At 63.5% G+C, this 23,867-nt stretch carries 24 protein-coding genes and 1 tRNA gene; 12 read left to right on the top strand and 13 right to left on the bottom strand.

Translation table 11 applies throughout. The annotated features are described in order from the left end of the window. Nucleotides 1–48 precede the first annotated feature (48 nt). From FAX90_RS07290 to phhA, 3 genes are all read right to left on the bottom strand, one after another. The gene (locus tag FAX90_RS07290; protein WP_338080257.1) at nt 49–924 is read right to left on the bottom strand and encodes a mechanosensitive ion channel family protein; all 876 of its coding nucleotides are present in this window, start codon (nt 922–924) and stop codon (nt 49–51) included. A 150-nt stretch (nt 925–1,074) separates the two neighbouring features. Beyond that, on the bottom strand, nt 1,075–2,184 hold the full coding sequence (gene hppD, locus FAX90_RS07285) for a 4-hydroxyphenylpyruvate dioxygenase (RefSeq protein WP_144096604.1): 1,110 nt from the start codon (nt 2,182–2,184) through the stop codon (nt 1,075–1,077). Next, nucleotides 2,181–3,050: a phenylalanine 4-monooxygenase gene (gene phhA, locus FAX90_RS07280; RefSeq protein ID WP_144096603.1), complete on the bottom strand. Its 870-nt coding sequence runs from the start codon at nt 3,048–3,050 to the stop codon at nt 2,181–2,183. Before phhA ends, hppD begins: the two co-directional genes overlap by 4 nt. A 106-nt stretch (nt 3,051–3,156) precedes the next feature. Here phhA and FAX90_RS07275 point away from each other — a divergent pair, with 106 nt between their 5' ends. Beyond that, nucleotides 3,157–3,618 (top strand): Lrp/AsnC family transcriptional regulator, encoded by a 462-nt coding sequence (locus FAX90_RS07275; RefSeq protein WP_144096602.1) that lies wholly within the window; start codon nt 3,157–3,159, stop codon nt 3,616–3,618. Here the strand turns inward: FAX90_RS07275 and FAX90_RS07270 are convergent, their stop codons facing one another. The 4 genes from FAX90_RS07270 to FAX90_RS07255 form a co-directional block, all read right to left on the bottom strand. Beyond that, the gene (locus FAX90_RS07270) at nt 3,619–5,235 is read right to left on the bottom strand and encodes a DUF4139 domain-containing protein (RefSeq protein WP_144096601.1); all 1,617 of its coding nucleotides are present in this window, start codon (nt 5,233–5,235) and stop codon (nt 3,619–3,621) included. A 10-nt stretch (nt 5,236–5,245) separates the two neighbouring features. Beyond that, on the bottom strand, nt 5,246–6,769 hold the full coding sequence (locus FAX90_RS07265) for a DUF4139 domain-containing protein (protein ID WP_420810958.1): 1,524 nt from the start codon (nt 6,767–6,769) through the stop codon (nt 5,246–5,248). A gap of 107 nt (nt 6,770–6,876) precedes the next feature. After that, nucleotides 6,877–8,871: an EAL domain-containing protein gene (locus tag FAX90_RS07260; protein WP_144096600.1), complete on the bottom strand. Its 1,995-nt coding sequence runs from the start codon at nt 8,869–8,871 to the stop codon at nt 6,877–6,879. Beyond that, nucleotides 8,859–9,398, bottom strand: coding sequence for a heme NO-binding domain-containing protein (locus FAX90_RS07255; protein WP_144096599.1), 540 nt, complete (start codon nt 9,396–9,398; stop codon nt 8,859–8,861). Before FAX90_RS07255 ends, FAX90_RS07260 begins: the two co-directional genes overlap by 13 nt. A 211-nt stretch (nt 9,399–9,609) precedes the next feature. Between FAX90_RS07255 and FAX90_RS07250 the strand changes: the two genes are divergently transcribed. The 5 genes from FAX90_RS07250 to FAX90_RS16550 all read left to right on the top strand — a co-directional run bounded on the left by FAX90_RS07250 (nt 9,610) and on the right by FAX90_RS16550 (nt 13,074). Then, a tRNA-Pro gene (locus FAX90_RS07250) sits at nt 9,610–9,686 on the top strand. 219 nt (nt 9,687–9,905) lie between these two features. Further along, entirely contained in the window at nt 9,906–10,238 is a 333-nt protein-coding gene (yajC, locus tag FAX90_RS07245; protein ID WP_240704765.1) for a preprotein translocase subunit YajC, read from the top strand. 10 nt (nt 10,239–10,248) lie between these two features. Next, the gene (gene secD / locus FAX90_RS07240) at nt 10,249–11,847 is read left to right on the top strand and encodes a protein translocase subunit SecD (protein WP_144096598.1); all 1,599 of its coding nucleotides are present in this window, start codon (nt 10,249–10,251) and stop codon (nt 11,845–11,847) included. A 12-nt stretch (nt 11,848–11,859) separates the two neighbouring features. Beyond that, entirely contained in the window at nt 11,860–12,843 is a 984-nt protein-coding gene (gene secF, locus FAX90_RS07235; protein WP_144096597.1) for a protein translocase subunit SecF, read from the top strand. A gap of 93 nt (nt 12,844–12,936) precedes the next feature. Continuing rightward, nucleotides 12,937–13,074 (top strand): hypothetical protein, encoded by a 138-nt coding sequence (locus tag FAX90_RS16550; protein ID WP_170234892.1) that lies wholly within the window; start codon nt 12,937–12,939, stop codon nt 13,072–13,074. On the opposite strand, the gene FAX90_RS07230 is transcribed toward FAX90_RS16550, so the two are convergent. Beyond that, complete coding sequence (locus FAX90_RS07230) at nt 13,071–13,643, bottom strand: helix-turn-helix domain-containing protein (protein WP_144096596.1); 573 nt, start codon at nt 13,641–13,643, stop codon at nt 13,071–13,073. The two genes, FAX90_RS16550 and FAX90_RS07230, sit on opposite strands and share 4 nt — an antisense overlap. 117 nt (nt 13,644–13,760) lie before the next feature. Between FAX90_RS07230 and FAX90_RS07225 the strand changes: the two genes are divergently transcribed. The 3 genes from FAX90_RS07225 to FAX90_RS07215 all read left to right on the top strand — a co-directional run bounded on the left by FAX90_RS07225 (nt 13,761) and on the right by FAX90_RS07215 (nt 18,007). After that, complete coding sequence (locus tag FAX90_RS07225) at nt 13,761–14,276, top strand: DUF6456 domain-containing protein (protein ID WP_144096595.1); 516 nt, start codon at nt 13,761–13,763, stop codon at nt 14,274–14,276. A 93-nt stretch (nt 14,277–14,369) separates the two neighbouring features. Next, on the top strand, nt 14,370–16,172 hold the full coding sequence (locus FAX90_RS07220) for a DUF885 domain-containing protein (protein WP_144096594.1): 1,803 nt from the start codon (nt 14,370–14,372) through the stop codon (nt 16,170–16,172). 11 nt (nt 16,173–16,183) lie between these two features. Then, on the top strand, nt 16,184–18,007 hold the full coding sequence (locus FAX90_RS07215) for a DUF885 domain-containing protein (RefSeq protein WP_144096593.1): 1,824 nt from the start codon (nt 16,184–16,186) through the stop codon (nt 18,005–18,007). Nucleotides 18,008–18,314: 307 nt separating this feature from the next. Here the strand turns inward: FAX90_RS07215 and FAX90_RS07210 are convergent, their stop codons facing one another. From FAX90_RS07210 to FAX90_RS07185, 5 genes are all read right to left on the bottom strand, one after another. Beyond that, complete coding sequence (locus FAX90_RS07210; RefSeq protein WP_144096592.1) at nt 18,315–18,500, bottom strand: hypothetical protein; 186 nt, start codon at nt 18,498–18,500, stop codon at nt 18,315–18,317. Nucleotide 18,501: 1 nt separating this feature from the next. Continuing rightward, complete coding sequence (locus FAX90_RS07205) at nt 18,502–18,750, bottom strand: hypothetical protein (RefSeq protein ID WP_144096591.1); 249 nt, start codon at nt 18,748–18,750, stop codon at nt 18,502–18,504. Then, complete coding sequence (locus FAX90_RS07200; protein WP_144096590.1) at nt 18,747–18,947, bottom strand: hypothetical protein; 201 nt, start codon at nt 18,945–18,947, stop codon at nt 18,747–18,749. The genes FAX90_RS07205 and FAX90_RS07200 overlap by 4 nt, the downstream gene beginning before the upstream one ends. A gap of 59 nt (nt 18,948–19,006) precedes the next feature. Beyond that, a complete protein-coding gene (locus tag FAX90_RS07195) occupies nt 19,007–19,258 on the bottom strand; it encodes a S1 domain-containing protein (RefSeq protein WP_144096589.1) in 252 nt (83 codons plus the stop codon). Nucleotides 19,259–19,834: 576 nt separating this feature from the next. Next, nucleotides 19,835–21,664 carry an ABC-F family ATP-binding cassette domain-containing protein gene (locus FAX90_RS07185; RefSeq protein ID WP_144096588.1) on the bottom strand — a complete coding sequence of 610 codons (1,830 nt, stop codon included), beginning with the start codon at nt 21,662–21,664 and terminating at the stop codon, nt 19,835–19,837. 172 nt (nt 21,665–21,836) lie between these two features. On the opposite strand from FAX90_RS07185, the gene FAX90_RS07180 reads away from it, so the two are divergent. The 3 genes from FAX90_RS07180 (at nt 21,837) to FAX90_RS07170 (ending at nt 23,788) form a co-directional block, all read left to right on the top strand. Continuing rightward, nucleotides 21,837–22,571 (top strand): SIMPL domain-containing protein, encoded by a 735-nt coding sequence (locus tag FAX90_RS07180; RefSeq protein WP_144096587.1) that lies wholly within the window; start codon nt 21,837–21,839, stop codon nt 22,569–22,571. Nucleotides 22,572–22,665: 94 nt separating this feature from the next. Further along, nucleotides 22,666–22,974 carry a PepSY domain-containing protein gene (locus tag FAX90_RS07175; RefSeq protein WP_144096586.1) on the top strand — a complete coding sequence of 103 codons (309 nt, stop codon included), beginning with the start codon at nt 22,666–22,668 and terminating at the stop codon, nt 22,972–22,974. A 136-nt stretch (nt 22,975–23,110) separates the two neighbouring features. Continuing rightward, nucleotides 23,111–23,788 carry a response regulator transcription factor gene (locus FAX90_RS07170; protein ID WP_144096585.1) on the top strand — a complete coding sequence of 226 codons (678 nt, stop codon included), beginning with the start codon at nt 23,111–23,113 and terminating at the stop codon, nt 23,786–23,788. The last annotated feature ends 79 nt before the right edge of the window (nt 23,789–23,867 follow it).

Genomic DNA, 23,867 nt, shown 5'->3' with positions numbered 1-23,867 from the left:
CCCGCGATCATAGACCGCTGGGCGAAAGAACGGCAATGCGACGTTCCGCTAGTCCTGCGCCTTTTCCGGCGCGGGCAGGAAGGGCACCGGTTCCTTGAAGGTATGGGTTATGTAGGGGAACGGGATCTCGATGTCCGCCGCCTCAAGCCCGGCCTTCACGCGCTTGAAGATGTCGTCGCGAATGGCGAACATGTCGCGCGGCATCGAACCGCACCACCAGCGGATCATGAAGTCGACCGAACTGCCGCCGAAATTCGCTACATAGACGTCGATGGGCTTATCCTCGGCCACGTCCTCAAGCCCTTCCAGCGACTTCTTGATGACGTCGGTCGCATGGTCGAGATCGGTGTCGTAGGATACGCCCACGGTCACTTCCCAGCGGCGGATCGGCTGTTCGGTCAGGATCTTGACCGGGTTCTTGAACAGCATGGAATTGGGGCAGACGGTCAGTTCGCCGGTAAACTGGCGGATATGCGTTTCGCGCAAGCTGATGTGTTCGACTTTGCCCAGAATGCCCTCGACCTCGATCGCATCGCCGATCTGCATCTTGTCGCGCAGCATGATGAGCACGCCGGCCAGGAAGTTTTCGAAGATATCCTGAAACGCAAAGCCGATGGCCACCGTGCCCACGCCCAGCCCTGCGATCAGTCCGCCTGCCGACAGTCCGGGAAGCAGGATGGCAAGCGCGATGAGCAGGCCGGCCAGCCAGATCGCCAGTTTCACGACCGTATCGACCAGCGCCTTCAGGCTTTCGCGCATCGCGGTCTTGCCGGTGATGCGGTCCGCGATCCGGCTGGCGAACCGTGCGACGATCCACGTGATCAGCAGGACGACGATGGCGATGGCAAGGTTGGGAATGAGCGTGACGAGCCCCTTGCCCATCCCCAGCAGTTCGGTCTTCAGAATATCTACGATGTTGAGCACTAGCGCGTCTTCTCCAGCATTATTGTCTTTTGCAAATCGCTGGCACGCCTAGGGGTTCCGACCGCGTCGGGTCAAATCGGGCGTCGGTCGGGAATGATGGAGCGCGGCATTGGGGCCGCCCGCGACGCGGATGCGGCCCCCGATCCTGCCTCAGGCCTGTTCGTCGACTTTCGGCTCGCCAACCTTGAGCGCGCCGCGGCGCACCTGGTCGCGCTCCATGCTTTCGAACAGGGCCTTGAAGTTGCCTTCGCCGAACCCTTCATCGCCGCGCCGCTGGATGAATTCGAAAAAGACGGGGCCGACCTGCGCCTCGGCAAAGATTTGCAGCAGCAGCCGCGGGGTGCCGCCCTCGGTCGTGCCGTCCAGAAGGATGCCGCGCGTTTTCAGCTCGTCCACCGGCTCGCCGTGGCCGGGCAGGCGTTCTTCCAGCATCTCGTAATAGGTTTCGGGCGGCGCGGTCATGAACGGCACGCCGCTGGCCTTCAGCTTGTCCCAGGTGCCCAGAAGATCGTCGCAGATGAAGGCGATGTGCTGGATGCCTTCGCCGTTGTAGGCGCGCAGGAATTCCTCGATCTGCCCGCCGCCGGACTTGCCTTCCTCGTTCAGCGGGATGCGGATCTTGCCGTCGGGCGCGGTCAGCGCCTTGCTGGTGAGGCCCGTATATTCGCCCTTGATGTCGAAGAAGCGGATTTCGCGGAAGTTGAACAGCGTTTCGTAATAGTCGGCCCAATAGGCCATGCGCCCGCCGTAGACGTTGTGCGTCAGGTGGTCGATCCGGTCGAGCCCTGCGCCTTCGGGGCGCTTGGCAACGCCGGGCAGGTATTCGAAATCGATGTCGTAGATCGACAGGCTGCCATCTCCATCATCGTAACGGTCGGTGAGGTAGATGATGGCATTGCCGATGCCGCGGATAGCCGGGATACGCAGCTCCATCGGTCCGGTGTGCGTCTCCACCGGCTCCGCCCCGCGCTTCAACAATTCGGCATAGGCCTTGGCCGCGTCCTTGACGCGAAAACCCATGCCGCATGCCGAGGGGCCGTGTTCGCGGCTGAAATACCACGCCGCGCTGCCCGGTTCGTAATTGGTGACAAGGTTGATGTCGCCCTGACGCCAAAGTTCCACGTCCTTCGAACGGTGGCGCGCCACGCGGGTAAAGCCCATCGCCTCGAACACGGGTTCCAGCAAGCCTTTTTCGGGCGCGGAAAATTCCACGAACTCGAACCCGTCAAGGCCGATGGGGTTTTCGAACAAGTCGGTCATGATGCTTTCTCCGCAAGCTTTCCGCGCCACGGCGTTTCGCCGTCCAGCAGGGTGCCTGCCGGGATCGGGTCGCTGTCGCGCCAGGTTTCGTAGATGGGGCCGAAGTCCAGTTCGACGAGCCGCTGCAAAAGCTGCTCCATCGAATCGAGGACGAAGTAGTTGGTCTGGAAATCGTCGATCCGGTAGGCGGTCTTCATGATCCGTTCGGGATCGAAGCGCAGGCGCAGGACGTCGGGGTCGGTGACCGAAAACACCGTTTCCCCCGCGCTGGACACGATCCCCGCGCCAAAGGCCTTCAGCCCCTTCTTGCCGTCGATCAGTCCGAATTCGATCGTGTACCAGTATATGCGCGCCAGCATGTCGAGCGCGCCCATTGCCATCGCGCGGCGGCCCGCCTTGCCATAAGCTTCAAGGAAGTCGGCGACGCTGGGATCGAGCAGCATCGGCACGTGGCCGAAGAAGTCGTGGAAGATGTCAGGTTCGACCAGGTAGTCCAGTTCGTGCTCTTCGCGGATCCAGCGGGTGACGGGGAAACGGCGCGCGGCAAGGTGATCGAAGAACACCTCGTCAGGGATGAAGCCGGGCACGGCGACAAGCTGCCACCCGGTCGCTTCCTTCAACACCATGTTCGCATATTCGAACCGCGGGATACCGTAGGAACAGTCCAGCCGCGCCAGTCCGTCGAGGAACTGCGGCGCGGCATAAGCCTTCGCCAGTTCGCTCTGCCGCGCATAAAGGCGGCGCCAGCGGTCGTGTTCCTCCGGCGTATAGGCGTCCCAGTCCTGCCCGACCGTATAGTCGCGGCCGGCCTGCGAATAATCGCCGCGCAGTTCGCTTTCGCTTTTTGCTGTTCCAGGCTTCTCCATCCGCGCACAATACCATCAACAGGTGGCGATTTGTGTGCTAATCCGTGCAGGATGACGCGATGATGCGCCGATTTATCGCGCCAAACCCCGTGATGAGAGTGATTTCATGCCCCTCGACCGATTCGACCGCCGTATCATCGCCGCGCTTCAGGAAGATGCGCGTATGACCGTGGCCCAGATTGCAGAGCGGGTTTCGCTATCGGCGACGCCGGTCAGCAGGCGGCTCAAAAAGCTTGAGGATGACGGCGTCATCACCGGCTATTCCCCCCGTCTTGACGCGCGCAAACTGGGCTTTCCGCTGGACGCCTACATCATGATCAACCTGCAATCGCACAGCGACGAGATCATCGACCGGTTCGAGGGGGCGATACAGGACAACCCCTATGTCATCGCCTGCCATGCGGTGACGGGAGAGATGGACTACCTTCTCCACGTGACTGCACGGGATATGGAACACATGTCGGAAATCACGCTGAAGACGCTGGTCCGCATTCCGGGCGTGCGCGACGTGAAGTCGATCCTCGTGCTCGAAAACGTGAAAACCTCGCCCGCGTTGCCGGTGGAATAGCTACTCCGCCTTTGCCCGCGCGGGATTGCGGACTTGCCAGCGCAAGCTTCGCGTCTCGCCCGCCGGGACAGTCACGCGGATCACCTTCATCCCGTTCTGCATCGCGGTCTTGCGCGAAGTCTTGCGCACTTCCCACTGCGCAGGGTTGGCGATGATGATTTCCGCCTCCACCGTTTCGGCCCCGTCGTTCGTGATGCTGGCGGCCAGTTCGTGCCAGTTGCCGTCGTGCACGTCGGTTTCGCCCAGCACCACGCCGCGCCCGGCCTCGCACACGGCCTTCACTTGCGAAGATGACGCGATGGCGATTTCGACTTCCTGGCCAACGGCGCGGTCTTCCATCTTGTCTTCGGCGATCAGCAGCGGGCCATAGGCGCTCGGTTCGAACACCGTCACGCCGCCTGCGGGAAGCGCGCGGCCAAGGCCGAACTCTTCCTCGTTCATGCTGCGCAGCACGACATCGGCCAAGGCTTCCTGACCCGCCATGCCCGGCAGGCAGGATGCGCGGTGTATCAGGCTGCCTTCCACCGCGTCGAGCGCCAGGAAAGCGACTTGCTTCTGCGCCTTTGCGGCAACGGTGACGGGTTCGGGCACGCGGTAGAGCTTCAAGTCGCCCAGCGCTTCCTCTACCGCTTTCATCACGGCTGCAGGGGCATAGGCCATTTCCTGCGCCATGACCCGGCGGCCTGTCACGACGATGGCGTCTTCCATCATCGCGGCGGGTGCGGGAGGCGGAGGGGGCGGCGGCGGATAGCGGGTGCCAGCCGATGTGCTGCCGATCGGAAAGCAGGTAAGGCGCAAAGGCTCTCCGCGCGGCGGCGTGCCAAGATTGCGGTAGTTGCTCTTGATCTCCAGCTTTCCGGCCACGGCCATCAGCTCGGCATCGGGAAAACTCTGCCCGTTGCCGTTGGCCAGCGTCAGCCAGGCCGTCAGGTTCAGGCGGCGCTTTCGCTCCTGCCCAGCCTTTGCAAACGTCGCGACGTAATGCGCGCTCCAGTCGAAACCGGATGCAAGGTATGTCAGCGTGACGGTATAGGTCCCGCCGCTCTCGCTGCGCGTGTCGACGGTATAGACGGGGTTGGGCGAAAGGCCTGTCGGAACCTCGTCGAAAGTCAGCCGCTCCGGGATGCCGGCGCATCGTACCGCCTCGTACCCTGCGCCCGTTTGCAGGACGAGCCCGCCGTCGGCCCGTGTGCGAACGATGGCCCGCTCGCTCGTCTCTGCGCCCGTCGCCGGATTGGTGCGGGTGATCGTGACCTGGTTGCCCAGCGAACCGTTGACCAGTGCGGCGGGGGACAGGATGTCAGCGTTGCGGTTCTTTTCTATCGTGCCGCCCGGAAGGCCGGTGACGATGGCGCTGACCGCGACCATGCTTTCGGTCACTCCGTCAAACCGGATGCGGCTTTCGCCCGGTGGCAGGGTGACGGTCCTCGTTTCCGAAATGAGGGCAAACCCGTTCAGCCAGTTCAGCCGCATCGCACGATCACGATTGGGATCGCGGTAGACGGTGACGGCAAGGCTTTCCGGCGCGGAAGCCTCCACCACCGTGCGCGCCTGCGCGTGCTCCGCGCCCGGCATAGCCAGCGCGCCCGCCGCAAGGATCAGGGGAAATAGCCGCACGGGCCGCCCCTCAATAGCGGGTTTCGTAAACGACGGTCAGTTCGTAATCGCCGTTCGCTGGCACCGGCACGGTCCACTTGCGGCGATCGAGATTGACCTGCTCACCCTTCAGGTTTTCCGACACGACACGGAAGTCGTTGCTCCAGTACCCTCGGTCGAGGCCCGCCTGCGTTACTTCCACGTTTACCGGCACAGGCCGTGCATTGGTGACGCGATAGCGCATCGTCGTGCGGTAGAAATCCCTCGCCCGGTCGATCTGGACCTGACGTACGCGGCCATTCTCGATCACGCGATACCGGGAAGAGCGTTCGTATTCCTCCGATGCGATCTTGGTGCGTGCCATGACCGTCGCCTCGACCGAGACGTCGAAAGCGTCCCCGGTGCTGAGCGACAGGCGGCTGCCCATCGGGGTGTGGTCGACGGCGTTTTCGCCGATAAACTGCGGCGTGCCGCGCGCGTCGCGCTGGTAGAACCGCACTGTGCCCGCCGGAAGTGCATCGCCCAGCCCGCCGTTGCGCGAGGAGGAAAAGGCGATCTCGCTTGCCGCTTTCACCGGTTCGTTGTCGCTCTGCAGCCAGCCGATGGTGCGGGTATAGATCTTGGCGGCGGGCACGGCGGTCACGTCGAGAAAGCTGACCTGTTTCGTCTGCGCGTTCGCGATCGTCGTGCGTTCGTCCAGCGGGTAGAGATAGAAATCGCCCAACCGTTCGCGGTCAGCACTCTCGGTGCCCATCGTATCGATATTGCCCCTTGGCGGAGGCGGCGGGGACGGGCGGCTATAGCGGCTATTGTTGTTATTCAGCGTCTGCACGTTGCCCGCGACCAGCATCGTCCTGGCATTGTCGAAAGTCGTGCCGGTCTGGTTGGTCAGCGTGACCCAGCCCTGCATGTCGACCGTGCCCTTCACCTCGTCGTAAAGCGCGACATAGTCGGCCGACCAGCCGAGCCCCGGCGTCAGGTATCGCAGTGAAACGGGCCGCGTTCCCGCGCGCGTCGAATCCACCGTCACCGAAAGCGTGGGGCGGGCGCGCAAGTTTTCGGGCACCTTGTCGAAAACGGCCCGCACCGGCAGGCCATCGTCGCGCAGCACCTCGATCCGGTTGCCGATCTGCACCACGACCCCGCCCGCGACGGACAGGACCTTGGCCCGCTCCCGCGTTTCGGCGCCGGTCGCGGGGTTTGTGCGGACAAGGGTGATTGTCTCGCCCACCGCCTTTTCCATCAGCTTTCCGGGGGTCAGCAGGTCGAAGTCGAAATTCTGTTCGACGATCGTGGCGCCCGCTGCGTCGAAGGACAGCGTCTCGGGCCTGATCCGGCTGGACACGTCGGGAAATTCGATCCGGGTGCGGCCCTGCGGTATCGCAATGTCGCGCACGTCCTGCACCAAGGCCTGACCGCTGTTGTAGATGGTGACGGCGACATCGCCCTGCTGGCTCTTGCCCGTCGGGTCACTTTGCCCTGCGGCCGGTGCCGCGATCAGTGCCGATCCGGCGAGGGCGAAGACCGCCGATCGCACCTTGAAACCCTTTGCCACGGAACTCGTCTCCCCACTATTCGACGCCGGTGTTGCACGTTTCGGCTGCAAAAGTGTGAACTTTCAGATGGCTCTTTCCTGAACGAGGCGACCTTGCGCCATCGTGCTCAGGCGGCCAGCAGGCCGAAGATGTCCCACTGCGCGCGGGGCCTGCCGAAAAGATAGCCCTGGCCCAGCTGGCAACCGAAGCTGGCCAGAATGCGGGCCTGTTCGCCGGTTTCGATCCCTTCGGCGATGATGGTCAGTTCGAGGTCGCGGGCAAGGTCCACGATGGCGCGGATAATGTTCACGTTCTTGGGTTCGTGCAACGCAGCGACGAAGCTCTTGTCGATCTTGAGCGAATCGAGCGGCATCTGGTGGAGGTACGAAAGCGAGGAATAGCCCGTCCCGAAATCGTCGAGGCTGGCCTTCACGCCCCACTGGCGGATTTCGGTCAGAACGGCGGCGGCGGCGGCAGCGTCGATGATGGCGACGTTCTCGGTAATCTCGATCTTCAGGCGCGACGGCGAAACGCCTGCCCCGTTCAACGCGCTCTTCACCTGGTCGACGAAATTGGGCAGCAGAAACTGTTCGGGCGCGATGTTGACCGACACAAACGGCGCATCGTCTGCATAGCCCATCGGCGGCATGCGGGCGATCGCGGCGCAGGCTTCGTAAAGTACCCATTCGCCGATCGTCGACAGCGCGCCGATGTCTTCGGCGCAGGCCAGGAATTCATCCGGCCCGATCAAGCCGCGCATCGGGTGGTTCCAGCGGAGCAGCGCCTCGAACCCGCAGATGCGCGTATTGGGTCCAAGGCTGAAGATCGGCTGGTAGTGCAGCTGGAACTGCCCTTTCGTGACGGCATCGCGCACTTCGCCTTCGAGCTGGCGGGCGCGGCGAACCGATGTGCCCAGCTCGCGCGTGAACATGACCGTCCGGCTCTGGCCCAGCTTCTTGGCCTCGTACATCGCAAGATCGGCATCGCGCAAAAGGTGATCGTGGCTTTCGTGCACGGTGGTGCCGGTGGCGATTCCGACCGAGGCCCCGACATTCAGCGAAGTGTTGCCCATCCGAAATGGCGGGGCGAGGCGGTCGTGGATCGTCTCGGCCAGGAAGCTCAGCGATTTCGGATCGAGGTGGCCGTGCAGCATCAGGACGAATTCGTCTCCCCCGGTCCGCGCCAGCAGAGTCTTTGCGCCCAGCCGGTGATGTTCCTGCCAGCTCATGATCGCCCGGCCCAGCCGCGCCGCAACCAGGGTCAGCAGCTTGTCGCCGGAATGGTGACCGTGGCGGTCGTTCACGGCCTTGAACCCGTTGAGGTCGAGTACCAGCATCGCCATGCCGGACTTGTCGGGCGGCAGGGATGCGAAAACCGCCTGGGCCCGATCGGCCAGGATCGCGCGGTTGGGAAGGCCGGTCAGCGTGTCGTGCCGCGCGGTCTGCAGCAGCGACCACGCGCGCTGGCGTTCCATGACGCGGCCAAGCTGCGTGCCGATCTGGTTCATCAGCCAGCTCAGCTCCTTGGTCTCGTGAACCGGCTTGCGGGCGAAGAATTCCAGCACGGCGACGATTTCGTTTTCGACCCGGACGGGAAAGGCGCAGGCAGACGCCAGGCCGCAGGCGTCCGCTTCCTTGCCGCGCGTGCAGCCGCTGATCGAATAGAGATCGCGCGTCCAGACGATGTCGCCCGACGCCACGACTTTGCCCGGCAGGCCCTGGCCTACTTCGAACTCGGCCTTGCGCGATACCGCGACCAGCCGGGCGAAATCCTGCGGTTCCTGCACGAACCAGGTGTCGCAGGCGCAGATGCGGTTTTCGCCGTCGAGCATGAAGGCGTTGCCAAAGTCGTAGCCCAGCGTGCAGCAAACCTCATCCAGCGCGGCCTTGATCGAGGCGTTCACCTCGTTCGAGCTGTTGGCGATCTCGGTGATCTTCTGCAGCAGGCTGATGCGCCGGGTCGATTCGAACAGGTCGCGCAGGCCCTTTTCGGCAATCGCCTCGGCCTCGATACGGGCCATGCGTTCGCGCAGGACCTGCCGTTCCAGCCGCGCGATCCGCGCTTCGGCATCGTTCGCTTCACTGCATCCGTTGCCGGTGCTGCCGGGCTTCATGACAGCCATTCGATCCCCATCCGGCAGACGGGATCGCCGTGGTTCATGCACATCTCGTGTTCGATGCGCACCGCTTCGCCGAAATGGTCGGCGGTGCCGTCAACGAAGCCGTGGGCCAGCTGGCACAACTTGCGCGGGGATTGGTAGCCGACCACCAGTCGCCCGTCGGACCCTTGCTGGAAATGGAAATGCGGGCAGCCCGCACCTGAATAGAGCTTGCGCACTTCGGGATGGATGATGTCGTTCAGCGACAGGATCAGGCTGCGCGAGGATGTCTGGTCCTCGAAAAAGACCGGATAGCGCTGCGCCAGAAGCGGCATGGCCTTGCGCCCGAAGACGCGCAGCATCTCGTCCACCGAAAGGTCCAGCGCCTCTGCCGACGCCTGGACAAGCGTGTAAAGCTCCTCGTCCGGATAGCTGCCGACCGAGGTGTAGATGCCCGAAACGCCGGTCCCCTCGATCAGCGTGATCCACGCGTCGTCGCCATGGTCGCTTGTGACCACTTCTTCGAGCAGGTTGAAGACGATTCCTTTCACGGGAACTCCGGGCGTGTGTTTCCCTTGGAATAGGCCAGAAGGTCTTGCAGAATCCTTTCAAGAGTACCTGCCGACGGGCGCGTTCTGGCAGTTTCCGGCGAGTTTTCCGGGTGCAACGGGGCGCAGGGACGGCAAAATCGCGGCTGTGCGACGAAGGGCGCAACAACGGGTTGCATCGCCAAAAAGGCAGGCCTATAGGGCGCGCTCCGGTCGGGACGTAGCGCAGCCTGGTAGCGCATCACACTGGGGGTGTGGGGGTCGGAGGTTCGAATCCTCTCGTCCCGACCAGTCTTTCACAAGACATCATTCGACATGCTGGCGCGCAGGGCTTCACGCCTTGCGCCGCTTCGGCGTGTCGCTCGCGGGCGGTCCGGCCCCGCCGCTCCATTGCCACTTAAATGCAATGCTGCTAGGCGCGCGGGCTTGACCGGTTGCCCTTGATGCTTTGCTCTTGTCTGGCGGCCGATCGATCCTATTCAAGCCGTCACAACAAGACGAAGGCCTTCCATGTCCAGCACCATGCTCGTACTTGCCGCCGCCGCCCCTGCCGGAGGCCCTCCCGGATGGGTGCAGATCCTGCCGCTTCTCGCGATGGGCGTCATCTTCTGGTTCCTCGTGTTCCGTCCGCAGATGAAGCGGCACAAGGCCCACCAGGCCAAGATCGCCAGCCTGCAGAAGGGCGACAAGGTGGTTACCGCCGGCGGTCTCGTCGGCAAGATCGTCAAGCTGGACGAACATTACGTCGACATCGACCTGGGCCAGAACGTCAAGGTAAAGGCCGTGCGGTCCACCATCGGCGACGTGATCCCCCCGGGCGGTTCGGCACCGGCCAACGACTGAGTTAACGCGAATGCTCGATTTTCCACGCTGGAAACGCATCTGGCTGTGGGGCCTCACGCTTGCGGGCGTGTTCCTGGCCCTGCCGTCGCTGACGATGCTGGCGGGTGAACGCTGGCCGTCCCAGCTGCCCGACCCCGAAATCAACCTCGGCCTCGACCTTGCCGGCGGCAGCCACATCCTTTTGGAAGCCGACACCGCGCAAGTCCGCTCGCTTCGCCTCGAGGCGATGGAAGAGGAAGTGCGCCGCGCCCTGCGCGATGCCGATCCTTCCATTGCGATCGGCGACATCTCCACCGCGAACGGCCGCCTGTCGTTCATGGTCGAAGATGAAAGCCAGGTCGACGCAGCCCGCGAAGTCCTGCTGCCGATGACGGAGGGCGTGGGCCTTACCGGTCAGCGCGACTGGACGATCAACGTCGTCGACGGTCAGCGTTTCATTTTCGAGCCCACCGAAGTCGGCCTGAACCAGGCCGTCGAAAACGCGATGGACACCGCGACTGACGTCGTGCGCCGCCGTATCGACGAACTGGGCACGCGCGAACCCACCATCATTCGCCAGGGCGACGACCGCATCGTCGTGCAGGTGCCGGGTCTCGACGATCCTCAGGCGCTGAAGGCGCTTTTGGGCCAGACCGCGAAGCTGGAATTCAAGCTGGTCGACCAGACCGCGCTGCCGACCGACATCGCCCAGGGCATCGTGCCCCCCGGAAGCCAGATCCTGCCTTTCGCTCCCGACGCGAGCCAGCAGGGCGCGATCGCCGTGCGCCGCCTTGGCGGTATCCAGGGCGATCAGCTGACAAATGCGCAGCAGGGTTACGACCAGAACGGCACGCCCGTCGTCAACATCACCTTCAACCAGGAAGGCGGCCGCAAGTTCGCCGCGCTGACCACGGCCAACGTCGGCAAGCCCTTTGCCATCATCCTTGACGGCGAAGTGCTTTCCGCGCCCAATATCAACGAACCGATCCTTGGCGGATCGGCGCAGATTTCGGGCGGGTTTTCCGTGGACAGCGCCAATGCGCTGGCCATCTCGCTGCGTTCGGGCGCGCTGCCCATCGATCTTCAGATTGTCGAAGAACGCACCGTCGGGCCTGACCTTGGTGCCGATTCGATCCGCAAGGGCGTTCTTGCCCTGATGATCGGCGGCGCCGCCGTGCTGGCCTTCATGTTCGCGACGTACGGCCGTTTCGGTCTCTATGCGAATGCCGCGATTTTCCTCAACGTGCTCATCATCCTGGGCATCATGGCGCTGCTGGGAACCACGCTGACCTTGCCGGGTATCGCAGGCTTCGTTCTGACCATCGGTACGGCGGTCGACGCCAACGTGCTGATCAACGAACGCATCCGCGAGGAACGCCGACGCGGCCGCCGCGTCGTGCAGGCGGTGGAAGTGGGCTACCGCGAGGCGCAGCGCGCGATCATCGACGCCAACGTCACCAACGTGATCGCCGGCGTGCTGCTCTTCCTGTTCGGTTCGGGCCCGATCCGCGGCTTCGCGATCGTTCTTATCATCGGTATCGTGACCTCGGTCTTCACCGCCGTGACGATGACCCGCATGTGGGTGGCAGGTTACCTGCGCAAACATCGCCCCAGCGACCTGAACATATAAGGAGGGACGCACATGAAACTCCTGAAACTCGTCCCCGACAACACCAACGTGAAGTTCCTTCGCTGGCGCTTGCCGTTCTATATCATCTCGCTGATCCTGATGGCGGCGAGCTGGGGCGCGGTGCTGACCAACGGTCTGAACCTGGGCGTCGATTTCGTCGGCGGCCAGATGATCCGCGCCACGTTCGTCGAGAGCACCGAGGCACCCGTTGCCGAATTGCGCGACGATATCGCGGGCCTGGGTTATGGCGCGCCGATCATCCAGCGTTTCGGACAGCCGAACGAGGTGTCGATCCGCATGCGCTTGCCCGAAGGCAAGGACGCGGTGCAGGTCAAGGACCTTGCCGACCAGATGACGAACGCGATCGTCGGCGAGATGGAGGCCAATTATCCCGGCGTCCGCATCGACGGCGTCGATTCGGTGTCGGGCAAGGTGTCGAGCGAACTGTTCGAAACCGGCATGCTCGCGCTTCTGGCCGCGATGATCGCCATCGCGATTTACATCTGGGTCCGCTTCGAATGGCAGTTCGGTGTGGGCGCCTTGTTCGCGCTGGTTCACGACGTGACGTTGACGCTGGGCCTCTTCGCGCTGACCCAGATGGAATTCGACCTGAACATCGTGGCGGCCATTCTGGCCATCATCGGCTATTCGCTGAACGATACGATCGTCGTCTACGACCGCGTCCGCGAGAACCTGAAGAAGTATCGCAAGATGCCGATGGAAGAGCTGCTCGACCTGTCGGTGAACGAAACGCTGCCGCGCACGATCATGACCTCGATGACGACGCTCATGGTCCTGCTCGCGCTCATGTTCCTGGGTCCTGCGACGACGTTCGGATTTGCCGCCGCGATCGCGTTCGGCATCTTCGTCGGTACTTATTCGTCGATCTACATGGCGGCGCCGATCCTGATCTGGCTGAAGGTCAATTCGAACAGTTTCGTCCCGCAGGAAAGCGCGACGGACAGGCAGGAAAAGATCGCCCGCGGAGAGATCTGACGGGCGATCCGCTCTGCCCGTGCGGCGGAGCGGTTTCCCGCACGAGGGGTATCTGTGCTAAACTCGGCTTCCAAATGGGAAAGGAGGCCGAGAATGGCACATGATAACCGCTATCGGGCAGAGCTGAAGAACCTGCTGGCAGAGATGCGCGACCATCCCGAGCGTAATCACGACCAGGCGCGTCAGCGCATCGCTGTCCTGCGCAAGCTGGTCGAGACGGAAGACGCCTAGAGCATCCGCACAAGCATGACGCCAAGCGCAACCCAGGCCGGGTCCTTGATCACGGCTTGGCGTTGCCCGGCACCTGGCGGCAGGATCGCCACGAAGTTCGCGTCGCGATCGATCAGCCGCCCGAACGCGAAACGCCCGCCCGGACGCGGGACCAGCACGTCGCGATTGATCGCCTGAGCGGTTTCGTCCGGTTTCAACTCGCGCAGCCACAGCCGGTCGCCCGGCCGGTATTCGCCCTGCGCCACGTCTATTTCCAGAACCCCCATCGGATCGTCGCCCAGCAAGACCTGCGGCGGCACGGCTTCGCGCGGGCGGGTCAGCGGCTCGGGCCCTTCGGCCCCCAGACGCGCGACGACCATAGGCGGGGCCTTCGCCTCGCTTGTCAGCAGCGATTCGGGCTCGACCCCAAGGGCCGCGGCGATGCGGTTCAGCCAATCGATCGACAGCGTGCGCGTGCCGGTTTCCAGCCGCCCGATCGTTTGCGGCGTGGTGGGCGGGGTGCAGGCGGCGGCAAGGTCGGACAGGGTCATGCCCTTGCTTTTGCGGATGGCGCGGATGCGGTTGATCATCGGGATGGCCCAGTTTGCGAATGATGTCTGCGAATAACCTATCTGGTGTTATTTTCCTACAAGATGAACCGCGACGCAAGGAGTGGGCACATCTTGTCCAGAAGGGAGAATCACCGGATGAGCCAGCCCGACACCACCCATCCCGAAGGCGCGCACTACGCCACGCGCGAACTGACGAGCGAGGGGCCGCGCCGCACATCTGCCAAATACAAGGGCGGTGCGCCGAAACGTGGGCGCAGCGTCACCGTCAACTTGCGCGAAAGCCCGCTTTCCTGGCTCTATGCGCGCGGTCACTTGTCGGAACGCCAGCACGATGCGGGCGAACGACTGCGCGCCGATTGGGAACGGGCGCAGCTTGCCCCGTCGATCACGATGAGCTGGAACCCGGTGCGCGTCGATGGCGGCAAGCGCGATGCGGACCTCACGCCCTCGGAACGCCAGATGGCGGCCAAGCGCCGTTTCGACGAGGCGACGGCTCAGGCGGGGCCGGGACTGTCCGACGTGTTATGGCGCGTGGCCTGTGCCGGGGAAAGCCTGCCGGACGCGGAAAAGGCGCTGGCCTGGCCGGCGCGCAGCGGCAAGCTGGTGCTGGGTCTCGCGCTCGACCGGGTCGCCGACTATTATCGCATCTGAACGGGATGGGCGGGGCGCTTTTGCTTGAGCGTGCCCGCCCTTGCTGGCACATGGTTGCGATTGAAACCAAGGCCACCGGGAAGTCGCACCACAATGCATCGCCGCCAGTTCATCGCCTCCGCTTCCGTCGCGGCCATTGCCGCCGCCGCGCCGCGCGCCGCCTTTGCCCAGGCCGATGCCGCATCGCAGCTCGACACCGTACTTGACGCGGCGTTCTGGGGCGACATGCAGCTCAGCCCCGAATGGCTGACCAGCGCCGGGCTGGACGATGGCCGCTTCGCATGGGCGCGCCATGCCATCGACAATTATGGCGAAGGCGGCACGAAGGCCCAGATGGTCCATGCGGCCAACATGCTCGACAACATGAAGCGCATTCCCGAAGCCGGTCTGACCCAGAACAAGCAGACCCAGCGCGCCGTTGCGATCGACATGATGGAAAAACGCCTGCTGGGCAGCAAATTTGGCCTGCCCAGCGTCGGCACGCCTTTCGTCGTCGAACACCGCAGGGGGGCTTACGTCTCCATCCCCGTCATGCTGGACACCACCCATCCGGTGGAAACGCGCGACGATGCGGAGGCCTATCTCGACCGTCTGGATGCCTTCGCGGGCGAGCTTGACGCAGAGACGGAATACCAGAAGTCGCAAGGCGCGCGCGGCTATCTTCCGCCGGCCTGGTCGCTGGAGATCACGGCGACGCAGATCGACGCTTTGATGGCTGGAAAACCAGCGGAAAACGACATGGTCTCCTCGCTCGCCACGCGGGCGGCGGAGAAGGGCATCGAGGGCGACTGGGCCGCACGCGCGGCGCAAATCCTGGAAAGCGGCGTCTATCCCGCGCTTGCCCGTCAGTCAGAGGCGATGCGCGCGCTGAAAGCCGAAACGCCGGCAGGCGACGGCATCTGGCGCGTGCCGCGCGGTGAGGAAATCTATGCCGACGCGCTTAAGCTGTTCACTACGACCGATCTGTCGCCGCAAGAAATCCACCAGATCGGCCTTGACCAGGTGGCCGAAATCCATGCCGAACTGGACCCCCTGCTCAAAAGCGCAGGGCTGACCGAGGGACCGGTCGGTGCGCGCATTGCCGAACTCTACAAGCGGCCCGACCAGCTTTACCCCAACACGCCAGAGGGCAAGGCGGAGTTGCTGGAAAGTCTCAACTCGCAGACCGCGGCGATGATGGAAAAGCTGCCGCAGGCCTTCAACACTCTGCCGACCCAGCCGCTGGAAATCCGCGCCGTGCCCGAGGCGATTCAGGACGGTGCGTCGGGTGGTTACTACAATCGCCCCTCGCTCGACGGATCGCGCCCCGGCATTTACTGGATCAACCTCAAGGACACGGCCAACTGGCCCAGGTTCTTCCTGCCCGCGCTGAACTATCATGAAGGCGTGCCAGGCCATCACCTGCACCTCAGCCTGATGCAGCAGGCAGAGGATCTGCCGCTGCTTTTGAAGAACTATTTCCTGTCCGCCTATGGCGAAGGCTGGGCCCTTTACGCGGAGCAGGTGGCGAACGAACTGGGCGGGTATACCGATATTGAGCAGATCGGCCGCCTGCAATCGTGGCTCTACCGCGCAACGCGGCTCGTGACCGACACGGGCCTTCATTACAAGCGGTGGGACCTGGCCAGGGCGACCGATTATTTCCAGAACACGATCGGCCTGACCTACGATCGTTCGCTGGGCGAAACGCAGCGTTATTGCGTGATGCCGGGGCAGGCGTGCAGCTACAAGATCGGCCAGAACAAGTGGATGGAATTGCGCGCCAGGGCAGAACGCGAGCTGGGCGACAAGTTCGTGCTGGGCCGGTTCCATGATATCCTGCTCGAAGGGGTGATGCCGCTGAACCTGCTGGACAAGCGCGTCGACGCCTTCATCGCGCGCGAACGAGGTTCCTGAGGAAAGACACGATGCATCGCAGGCAATTTCTCGGCTCCGGCGCGGCCGCCGCCTTTCTGGCATCGGGCAGCGGCAGTGCGATCGCCGCCACCGCAACCGACAGCGGCGCAAAGGCGCAGTTCGAACGGGTGATGGACCGGATCTTGTGGGGCGATTTCCGGCTCAACCCAGCGGAACTGACCTACATGGGTCTCGACACCGGTTCCTATGCCTGGGCCCGTTCGCAATTGGCGAGCGGGGGCATGGCGGGGCGCGTTGCGGGCTGGGATCATGCCGAACGGAGGAAGCAGGCGCTGGACGATGTCCCTACCGACGGGCTCAGCGATCTGGGGCAGGTCCATGCCGGCATCGTCGAATTCGATCTCGATTCCCGGTTGCACGCCCGCAACCACGGGCTTGCGCACATCGGCACGCCCTATGTCCTGACGCAGCAGGACGGGCTTTACGGTTCGATCCCCGACTTTCTCGACAGCGTGCACCCCGTCGAGACGGCTGGGGACGCAGAGGCCTATCTCGCCCGGCTCGACAGCTTCGCCTACGCGCTCGACAACGAGAGCGAGCTTCAGCGTAGCGAGGCCGCGCGCGGGTTCGCCGCGCCCGACTGGTCGCTGGCGCACGTGTCGAACTCGCTGGGCGAGATGGTGGCGACCAAGCCTGCCGACGCGCTGATGGTGCAGTCGCTGGCCAGGCGCGCGGCGGAAAAGGGCATCGCGGGTGACTGGGCGGCACGGGCCGCCGCTATCCTCGAAGGCGCGATCTATCCGGCCTTGGCGCGGCAGAAGGCGCTGGTCGACCGGCTGCAGCCGCGCACCCGGCAAGGCGACGGCGTGTGGCGCGTGCCAGACGGCGACGCGCTCTACGCCGATGCGCTGGCCTATTACACGACGACAGGCCTCAGCGCGAACGAGATCCACGAGATCGGTCTGGAACAGGTGGCCGACCTTCTGGCCCAGCTCGATACCGAACTCACCGCCGCGGGCATGACCGGCGGCACGGTGGGTGAGCGGCTGATGGCGCTCAATAAGCGGCCCGACCAGCTGTTCGCGGACAGCCCAGCGGGGCGGGAAGAGATCATCGACTGGCTGACCGGTCGGGTCGAGAAAAGCTGGGAGCAGGTCAGCCCCGCTTTCGCGCAGCTTCCGCCGCAGGCACTGGAAGTGCAGCGCGTGCCGGTCGCGATCGAGGTCGGTGCGTCGACCGCCTATTACCAGTCGCCGTCGCCCGACGGGACGCGTCCGGGCACGTTCTTTCTCAACCTCTACGACATGAACGATTGGCCGCGTTACACGCTGCCCGCGATCATCTTTCACGAAGGGCTGCCGGGGCACCATTTGCAGACCGGCCTCCTGACCGGGAACGACGACCTGCACCTCTTGCTGCGCAACCAGTATATCGGCGCCTATTCCGAAGGATGGGCGCTTTACAGCGAGATTCTGGCCGACGAACTGGGCATGTACGATGGGCTGGAGCGTGCAGGCGCGTTGCAGTCGTGGCTCTACCGCGCGGCGCGCCTGGTGACCGACACGGGGCTGCATTCGAAACGGTGGAGCCGGGAAAAGGCGATCGACTATTTCGGATCGACCGTGGGCTATCCCGACAACCAGACCCGCAACGAGATCGAACGCTATATCACGATGCCGGGGCAGGCGTGCAGCTACAAGATCGGCCAGAACGCCTGGCTGTCAGGCCGCGAACGCGCCCGCGCGGCGCTGGGCGATGGTTTCGACATCAAGCGTTTTCACACGCTCCTGCTCGACGGCGATATGCCGCTCGCCCTTCTCGACAAGCGTATCGACCAGTGGATCGCGGCGGAGAAAGTCCGGCTGGGGGTGTGAGGGGGATGAGCACAGTGCGGGTTGTCGGCTAGCGGTACAGTTGCGGACGTGACTGTCAGACCGGCCCCATGTCCGACATTGGGGTGGATAGCTGTCGTCGCAACTCGTCCGCTCCCGTTCCGGTCCTGCAATAAATTCGGGTCGAGACCTGATTGAGCTGTTCGCTATCGTAAATGCCAACGCGGGCTGCGCGGCACATTTCGACCGCTTCTCGCTTGCAAAGTGGCAGTATTACCGATCTGTTCATTCGCCGATACTCGTTGTTCACATCCGTCATTGGTTGTGAACCAGCGCTCCGGCATTCCGATCAGATGTTCGCCAACTGCACCAGAACCTCATCGAAGCTCTGCTTGACGTTGACCTGAGAGTTGCCGCCGAAATGCAGCGTTGCGCCGTGGTCCGCCTTGGTCACGTAAAGAACTTGGGAAACCTGACACGCTACCTGGGAACTGTCGCCGCGCTGGAACAGCACGAACTTTATTGGGTCTGGCATATTATCCTTTGCGCATAGAGGCGGGTGAGATCCGAGAACCTTCTTTATCGGCCATTGGAGTTTGTCGCCGATATTCGGCCATCGCATCGTCAAGGTTGGTGTAAGTGTATGGTCCTACCCGATAATGCGTGACCGAAATTGCAGTGATGCCGTCGGGCAATGGGGGAAGAGTTCGAGGCGGCAGCGCACCGCCTTCGTTTTCCCAGCGACCATCTCCGGCATTTGCGGAGGCTTCAGGTAAGGTCGTCATGGTCTGCATCCGTCCTTGAGCCGCTCATCTTGCGGCCAGCCAATGTTCGACAAACCCTTGGCACGACGCCAATCCGCGATGAGCATTGCGGAATGACCGATAATATCGGAATAAGTCTCGCAATCCTCGCGCGATGGAGCTCGCTGGGCATTCAGCTTAGCCCGCTGATGATCGTGCAGAAGTTGGTTCAGGTTCATTGGAGTAACGCCTTCATGGGAGCGATGGCTGGAGGATCGCCCCCAGCCATCAACGCTAATCAGCCCTGTTGGGCGTGCGCCTGCTCCTCGACTACTTGGCTCTCACCCTGCTGACGCAAGTTGACGGCGCGCTTCTGGCCATTGTCGACCTCGCTCGTTTCGTAGCTATAGCGCTGGTCGGTCTGGGGCTCCTGGCCTTCCTGTTGCAAGTCGGACTTGCGGAACGGAAGGGCATCGCCACCCTTTTCCGGTAGAATGGTACCGGAACCCTTGCCGCTGTTGTACCATTTGATCTTGCCGTAATTGGTCATCGGACATTCCTTTTGCGCGAAGTGCAGCCAGCCGGGATTGGCCACGGCTGCGGCTAAGAGGCGAAAGGGAAGGAAATGGCGTTTCTCTATTGAACGCCCTGGACCGTCGATTGCGACAGGTAGCTAACCCTAATGTGGTTATGACGGCGGTGTTTTACAATCAGCCGAACAGTTGAGGCGTTAAACCGAAGGCAGCTTTCGCGGGCGTTAGCTGACATTGGACGATGAAAACGGCAAAGTCCGCTTCCCACCAAAAGCAGCCATACCGCACCCCTCGTCGCCCCGGACTCGATCCGGGGTCCTGCTTCGCTTCCACTGCGAAACAAGCGCCAATCTCGAACAGGTCTGCCCGTTCCGGCTGGGCCTTTTCATTAAGGGAAACTTCCATCCCCGTCGCCCGCGCCAGATGCGCTGTTCCTGTCCGATGCAGTCGGTGATGTCGTCGACATGCTCGGCCCAGACGAGGCGGGTGAGGCCGCAGCGGGCGCATAAGTCGGAGCCGGTTCCGGCTCGGTGCTGTACCGCGCGGCGGTCGAGGTCTGCAGTGTCGACCTTGTCACCCGTGGCAGGGGGACCTCAGCCGTCCAGCCCCTCAACCTCTTCGGCCAGTGCCAGCCAGCGTTCTTCCGCCGCGTCCTTTTCGGCGCGCTTGTCTTCCAGTGCCTTGGTCAACTTCGCAAACTTCGCCGGATCGCTGGCGTAGAGATCGGGATCGGCCAGCGCCGCCTCGTCCGCGATGATCGCGGCTTCGATTTCCTCGATCCGGCCGGGCAGGAGGTCGTAGTCGCGCTGGTCCTTGTACGACAGCTTCGTCTTCTTCTGCGGCGGGGGAGGGGGTGTTGGCGCCGAGGCCTTCTTCGCCTCTTTCGCCTGTCCCGTCGGCTTCTTGCGCTTTGCTTCCCAGTCGGCATAGCCGCCCGCGATCACGTCCACCGTGCCGGTGCCATCAAGGCCCAGCGTGATCGTGACCGTCCGGTCGAGGAAGTCGCGGTCGTGGCTGACGATCAGGACGGTGCCGTCATAGTCGGCGATCACTTCCTGCAGCATGTCCAGCGTTTCGAGGTCGAGATCGTTCGTCGGCTCGTCCAGCACCAGCAGGTTCGAGGTGCGCGCGAATTCACGTGCGAGCAAAAGCCGCGAACGCTCGCCGCCCGACAACGTGCCGACCCGCGCATCGACCAGTGACGGGTCGAACAGAAAGTCCTTGAGATACGCCTGAATGTGTTTGCGCACCCCGCGCACGTCGACCCAGTCGCCGCCTTCGGCCAAGATGTCGCGCAGCCGTTTCTCGTCGCTGAGCAAGCTGCGCTGCTGGTCGATCATCACGCCGTTCAGCGTTTTCGCCAGCGTGATCGTGCCGCTGTCGGGCTCAAGCTCTCCGGTCAGCATTTTCAGCAGCGTCGTCTTCCCCGCGCCGTTCGCGCCGACGATGCCGATGCGGTCCTGCCGCTGGATCCGAAGGTTGAAGTCCTTGATGATCGTGCGCTGGTTTTCTCCGGCGCCGAAAGACTTCGTCACGTGTTCCGCAGCGATCACCGACTTGGTCTTGGTGTCATCGGCCACCACCGCCAGCTTCGCCGCGCCTTGCGGGGACATCATGGCCGCACGCTGCGCGCGCATTTCGTGCAGTTTTTCAAGGCGGCCCATGTTGCGCTTGCGCCGCGCGGTGACGCCGCGTTGCAGCCAGTGGGCCTCCAGCTTCAGCTTCGCGTCCAGCTTTTCGGCGGCACGCGCCTCTTCGGCATAAACCTGTTCTTCCCAGGCCTCATACCCGCCAAAGCCGATTTCCTTGCGGCGCAAGTTGCCCCGGTCGAGCCAGAGTGTCGCGTTGGTCAGGCGGGTCAGGAAAGTCCTGTCGTGGCTGATCACCACGAACGCGCCGTTGTAGCGGTTGAGCCAGCCTTCGAGCCAGTCGATCGCGGCAAGGTCGAGGTGGTTGGTAGGCTCGTCCAGCAGGATCAGGTCCGGCTCCATCGCCAGCGCCCGCGCAATCGCGGCGCGGCGGCGTTCACCGCCGCTGGCGCTTTTCGCGTTGCGGGACATGTCGATGCCGAGCTGTCCGGCGATTGCTTCGACCTCGTACTGCTGCGGCGCGTCCTTGCCCGACAGTGCGTAGTCCATCAGCGTTTCGTATTTCGCGACGTCGGGTTCCTGTTCCAGCGTCACGATCTTTACGCCGGGCTGGATCGAACGCTTGCCGCGGTCGGCCTCGATCTCGTTTGCGATGAGTTTGAGCAGCGTGGTCTTGCCCGCGCCGTTGCGGCCGATAAGCGCAAGCCGGTCGCGTGGACCGATATGAAGGTCGAGGCCGCCGGACGCGGTGGTGCTGTCGGGGCCGCCGAACAGCCAGCCGCCACCCTGCTGCAGGCCTAGGCCTTCCCATGAAAGGATCGGAGGTTGTGCCATGTCGGTGCGCGACTAGAGCGATTTCGAGCCGGATGAAAGCCTTCATCGGGCGCCTTGCAAAATCGCGGCATCGAAAGTTCGAGGGGGTGTGAACGAGGCCGCAAGCGATGGTTCAGGGAACAAGCCGCATCGGGGCCGGGTTGAGATGGGAAGGGATTAGAGGAGTAACCCCATGCGCGATATCATCACTATGCCGTCCGTTGCCCTTGCCGCCGTCGCCATGGCGGCCACACCGGCCCTTGCTGCCGAAGTCGATATCGAGGCGACCGGCCCCGTCGTCGAGCTGCAGGTGAGCCAGCAGGTCGTTGGCGATCCGGACAAGGCGATGGTTGGCGCAGGGGTCACCACCCGCGCGCAGACCGCGGTGGCCGCGATGCAGCAGAACGCGGCGCAGATGGATGCCGTGCTGAAAAAGCTGAGGGCGCTCGGCGTGCCGGACAGCCGGGTCCAGACCAGCGGCATCACGCTCAATCCGCAGTACCAGTACAACAACGCGTCGCAGCAGCCCCGCTTTCTGGGTTACGATGCGACCAATACCGTCAGCATCGAACTGCGCGATCTGGAGCGGGTCGGGCCGGTGCTCGACGCGCTCGTTTCATCGGGGGCGAACAACCTGAACGGTCCGACGTGGGGTGTCATCGACGATACGCCGCGCAAGGCAGAGGCGCGCAAGGGCGCGTTCGATGCCGCGATGGCGCAGGCCCGCGAATATGCCCGGATGGCCGGGTACGGCGATGTCCGCCTGCTCGCGATCGAGGAATCGATGGGCTATTCGCAGCCGATGTACGAACGCGGGGTTGCGATCCAGGCCTTATCTGCGGCCCCGCCCCCGCCGATGACGCCGACGCGGCCCGGCCAGGTCGCCACGACGGTAAGCCTGACGATGAAGTTCGAGCTGGTGCGGTGACTGTCGCCGCGCGGCAACACTCGTCTGCTTTCCGGTTCGCGAACGCGGCATTCACGCCTTGTTCAATGCCGTGGGGATAGGCACAGTGCCCAGGATGAACCGTATCGTGCGCCTTGTCGGCCTTTCGCTGGCCTCGCTTTCATGTCTGACCATGGTGGTCCCTGCATCCGCGCAGGGCCGCCGGGACGGGCAGGGCGAGGCGCGCCGCGAATTGCGCGCAGGCAACGTGCAAACCCTTCGCCAGATCGAAAACCGGGTCCTGCCGCAGATGCGCGGCATGGACTATCTCGGCATGGACGAGTTCGTGGCCAACACCTATCGCCTGAAGTTCATCAAGGAGGGCCGCGTCGTTTTCGTCGACGTGGACGCGCGAACGGGCCGTATCATCAACGTCATGAAGTGACCGGCCGCTTGGGCGCGCCTATCCCTTGTCAGGACCGCCTTTCGCAGTTCGTTCATCTTGCGCGGACCTTTTCTTGCTCCCATCTGTTCATCTACATGAACAAGCCGGGCGCCATGCCCGTTGATGTGGAGAGCACATGCGTATCCTGATCGTCGAAGACGAACCCACTCTCGGCAACCAGCTGAAGACCACGCTGGAACAGAACGGCTATGCCGTCGACCTGTCCGCCGATGGCGAGGACGGGCACTTCCTTGGCTCGACCGAAGAGTATGACGCGGTCGTGCTCGACCTTGGCCTGCCGGAAATCGACGGGCTGACCGTGCTGGGCATGTGGCGCCGCGAAGGGCGCAATTTCCCCGTTCTGGTTCTGACCGCGCGCGACAGCTGGTCCGACAAGGTCGCAGGGCTCGATGCCGGGGCCGACGACTATCTGGCAAAGCCGTTCCAGACCGAAGAACTCATCGCCCGCCTTCGCGCGCTGATCCGCCGTGCCACCGGCAACGCCAGCAGCGAGCTGACCGCCGGCGACGTGCGGCTGGATACGCGTTCGGGCCGCGTCACCCTGAAGGGAGAGCCGGTCAAGCTGACGGCGCAGGAATACAAGCTGCTGAGCTACCTCATGCACCACAAGGGCAAGGTGGTCAGTCGCACCGAACTGATCGAACACATCTATGATCAGGACTTCGATCGCGATTCGAACACGATCGAGGTGTTCGTCACCCGCATCCGCAAGAAGCTGGGTGCCGACGTGATTACGACGATACGTGGCCTTGGATACAGCCTCGACGATCCCGCCGACCAGCCCCGCGGCTGATCGCCCCGACGGCGAAGGCGGCGCTTCTGCGCCCCCTTCAGCCGTGGGCACGAGCGGTATTGGCAAGTACCGGCTCAAG

It is taken from the genome of Croceicoccus sediminis, assembly GCF_007570835.1.
GTDB classification, from domain to species: Bacteria; Pseudomonadota; Alphaproteobacteria; order Sphingomonadales; family Sphingomonadaceae; genus Croceicoccus; species Croceicoccus sediminis.
This window is presented reverse-complemented; position numbering and strand designations above follow the sequence as displayed.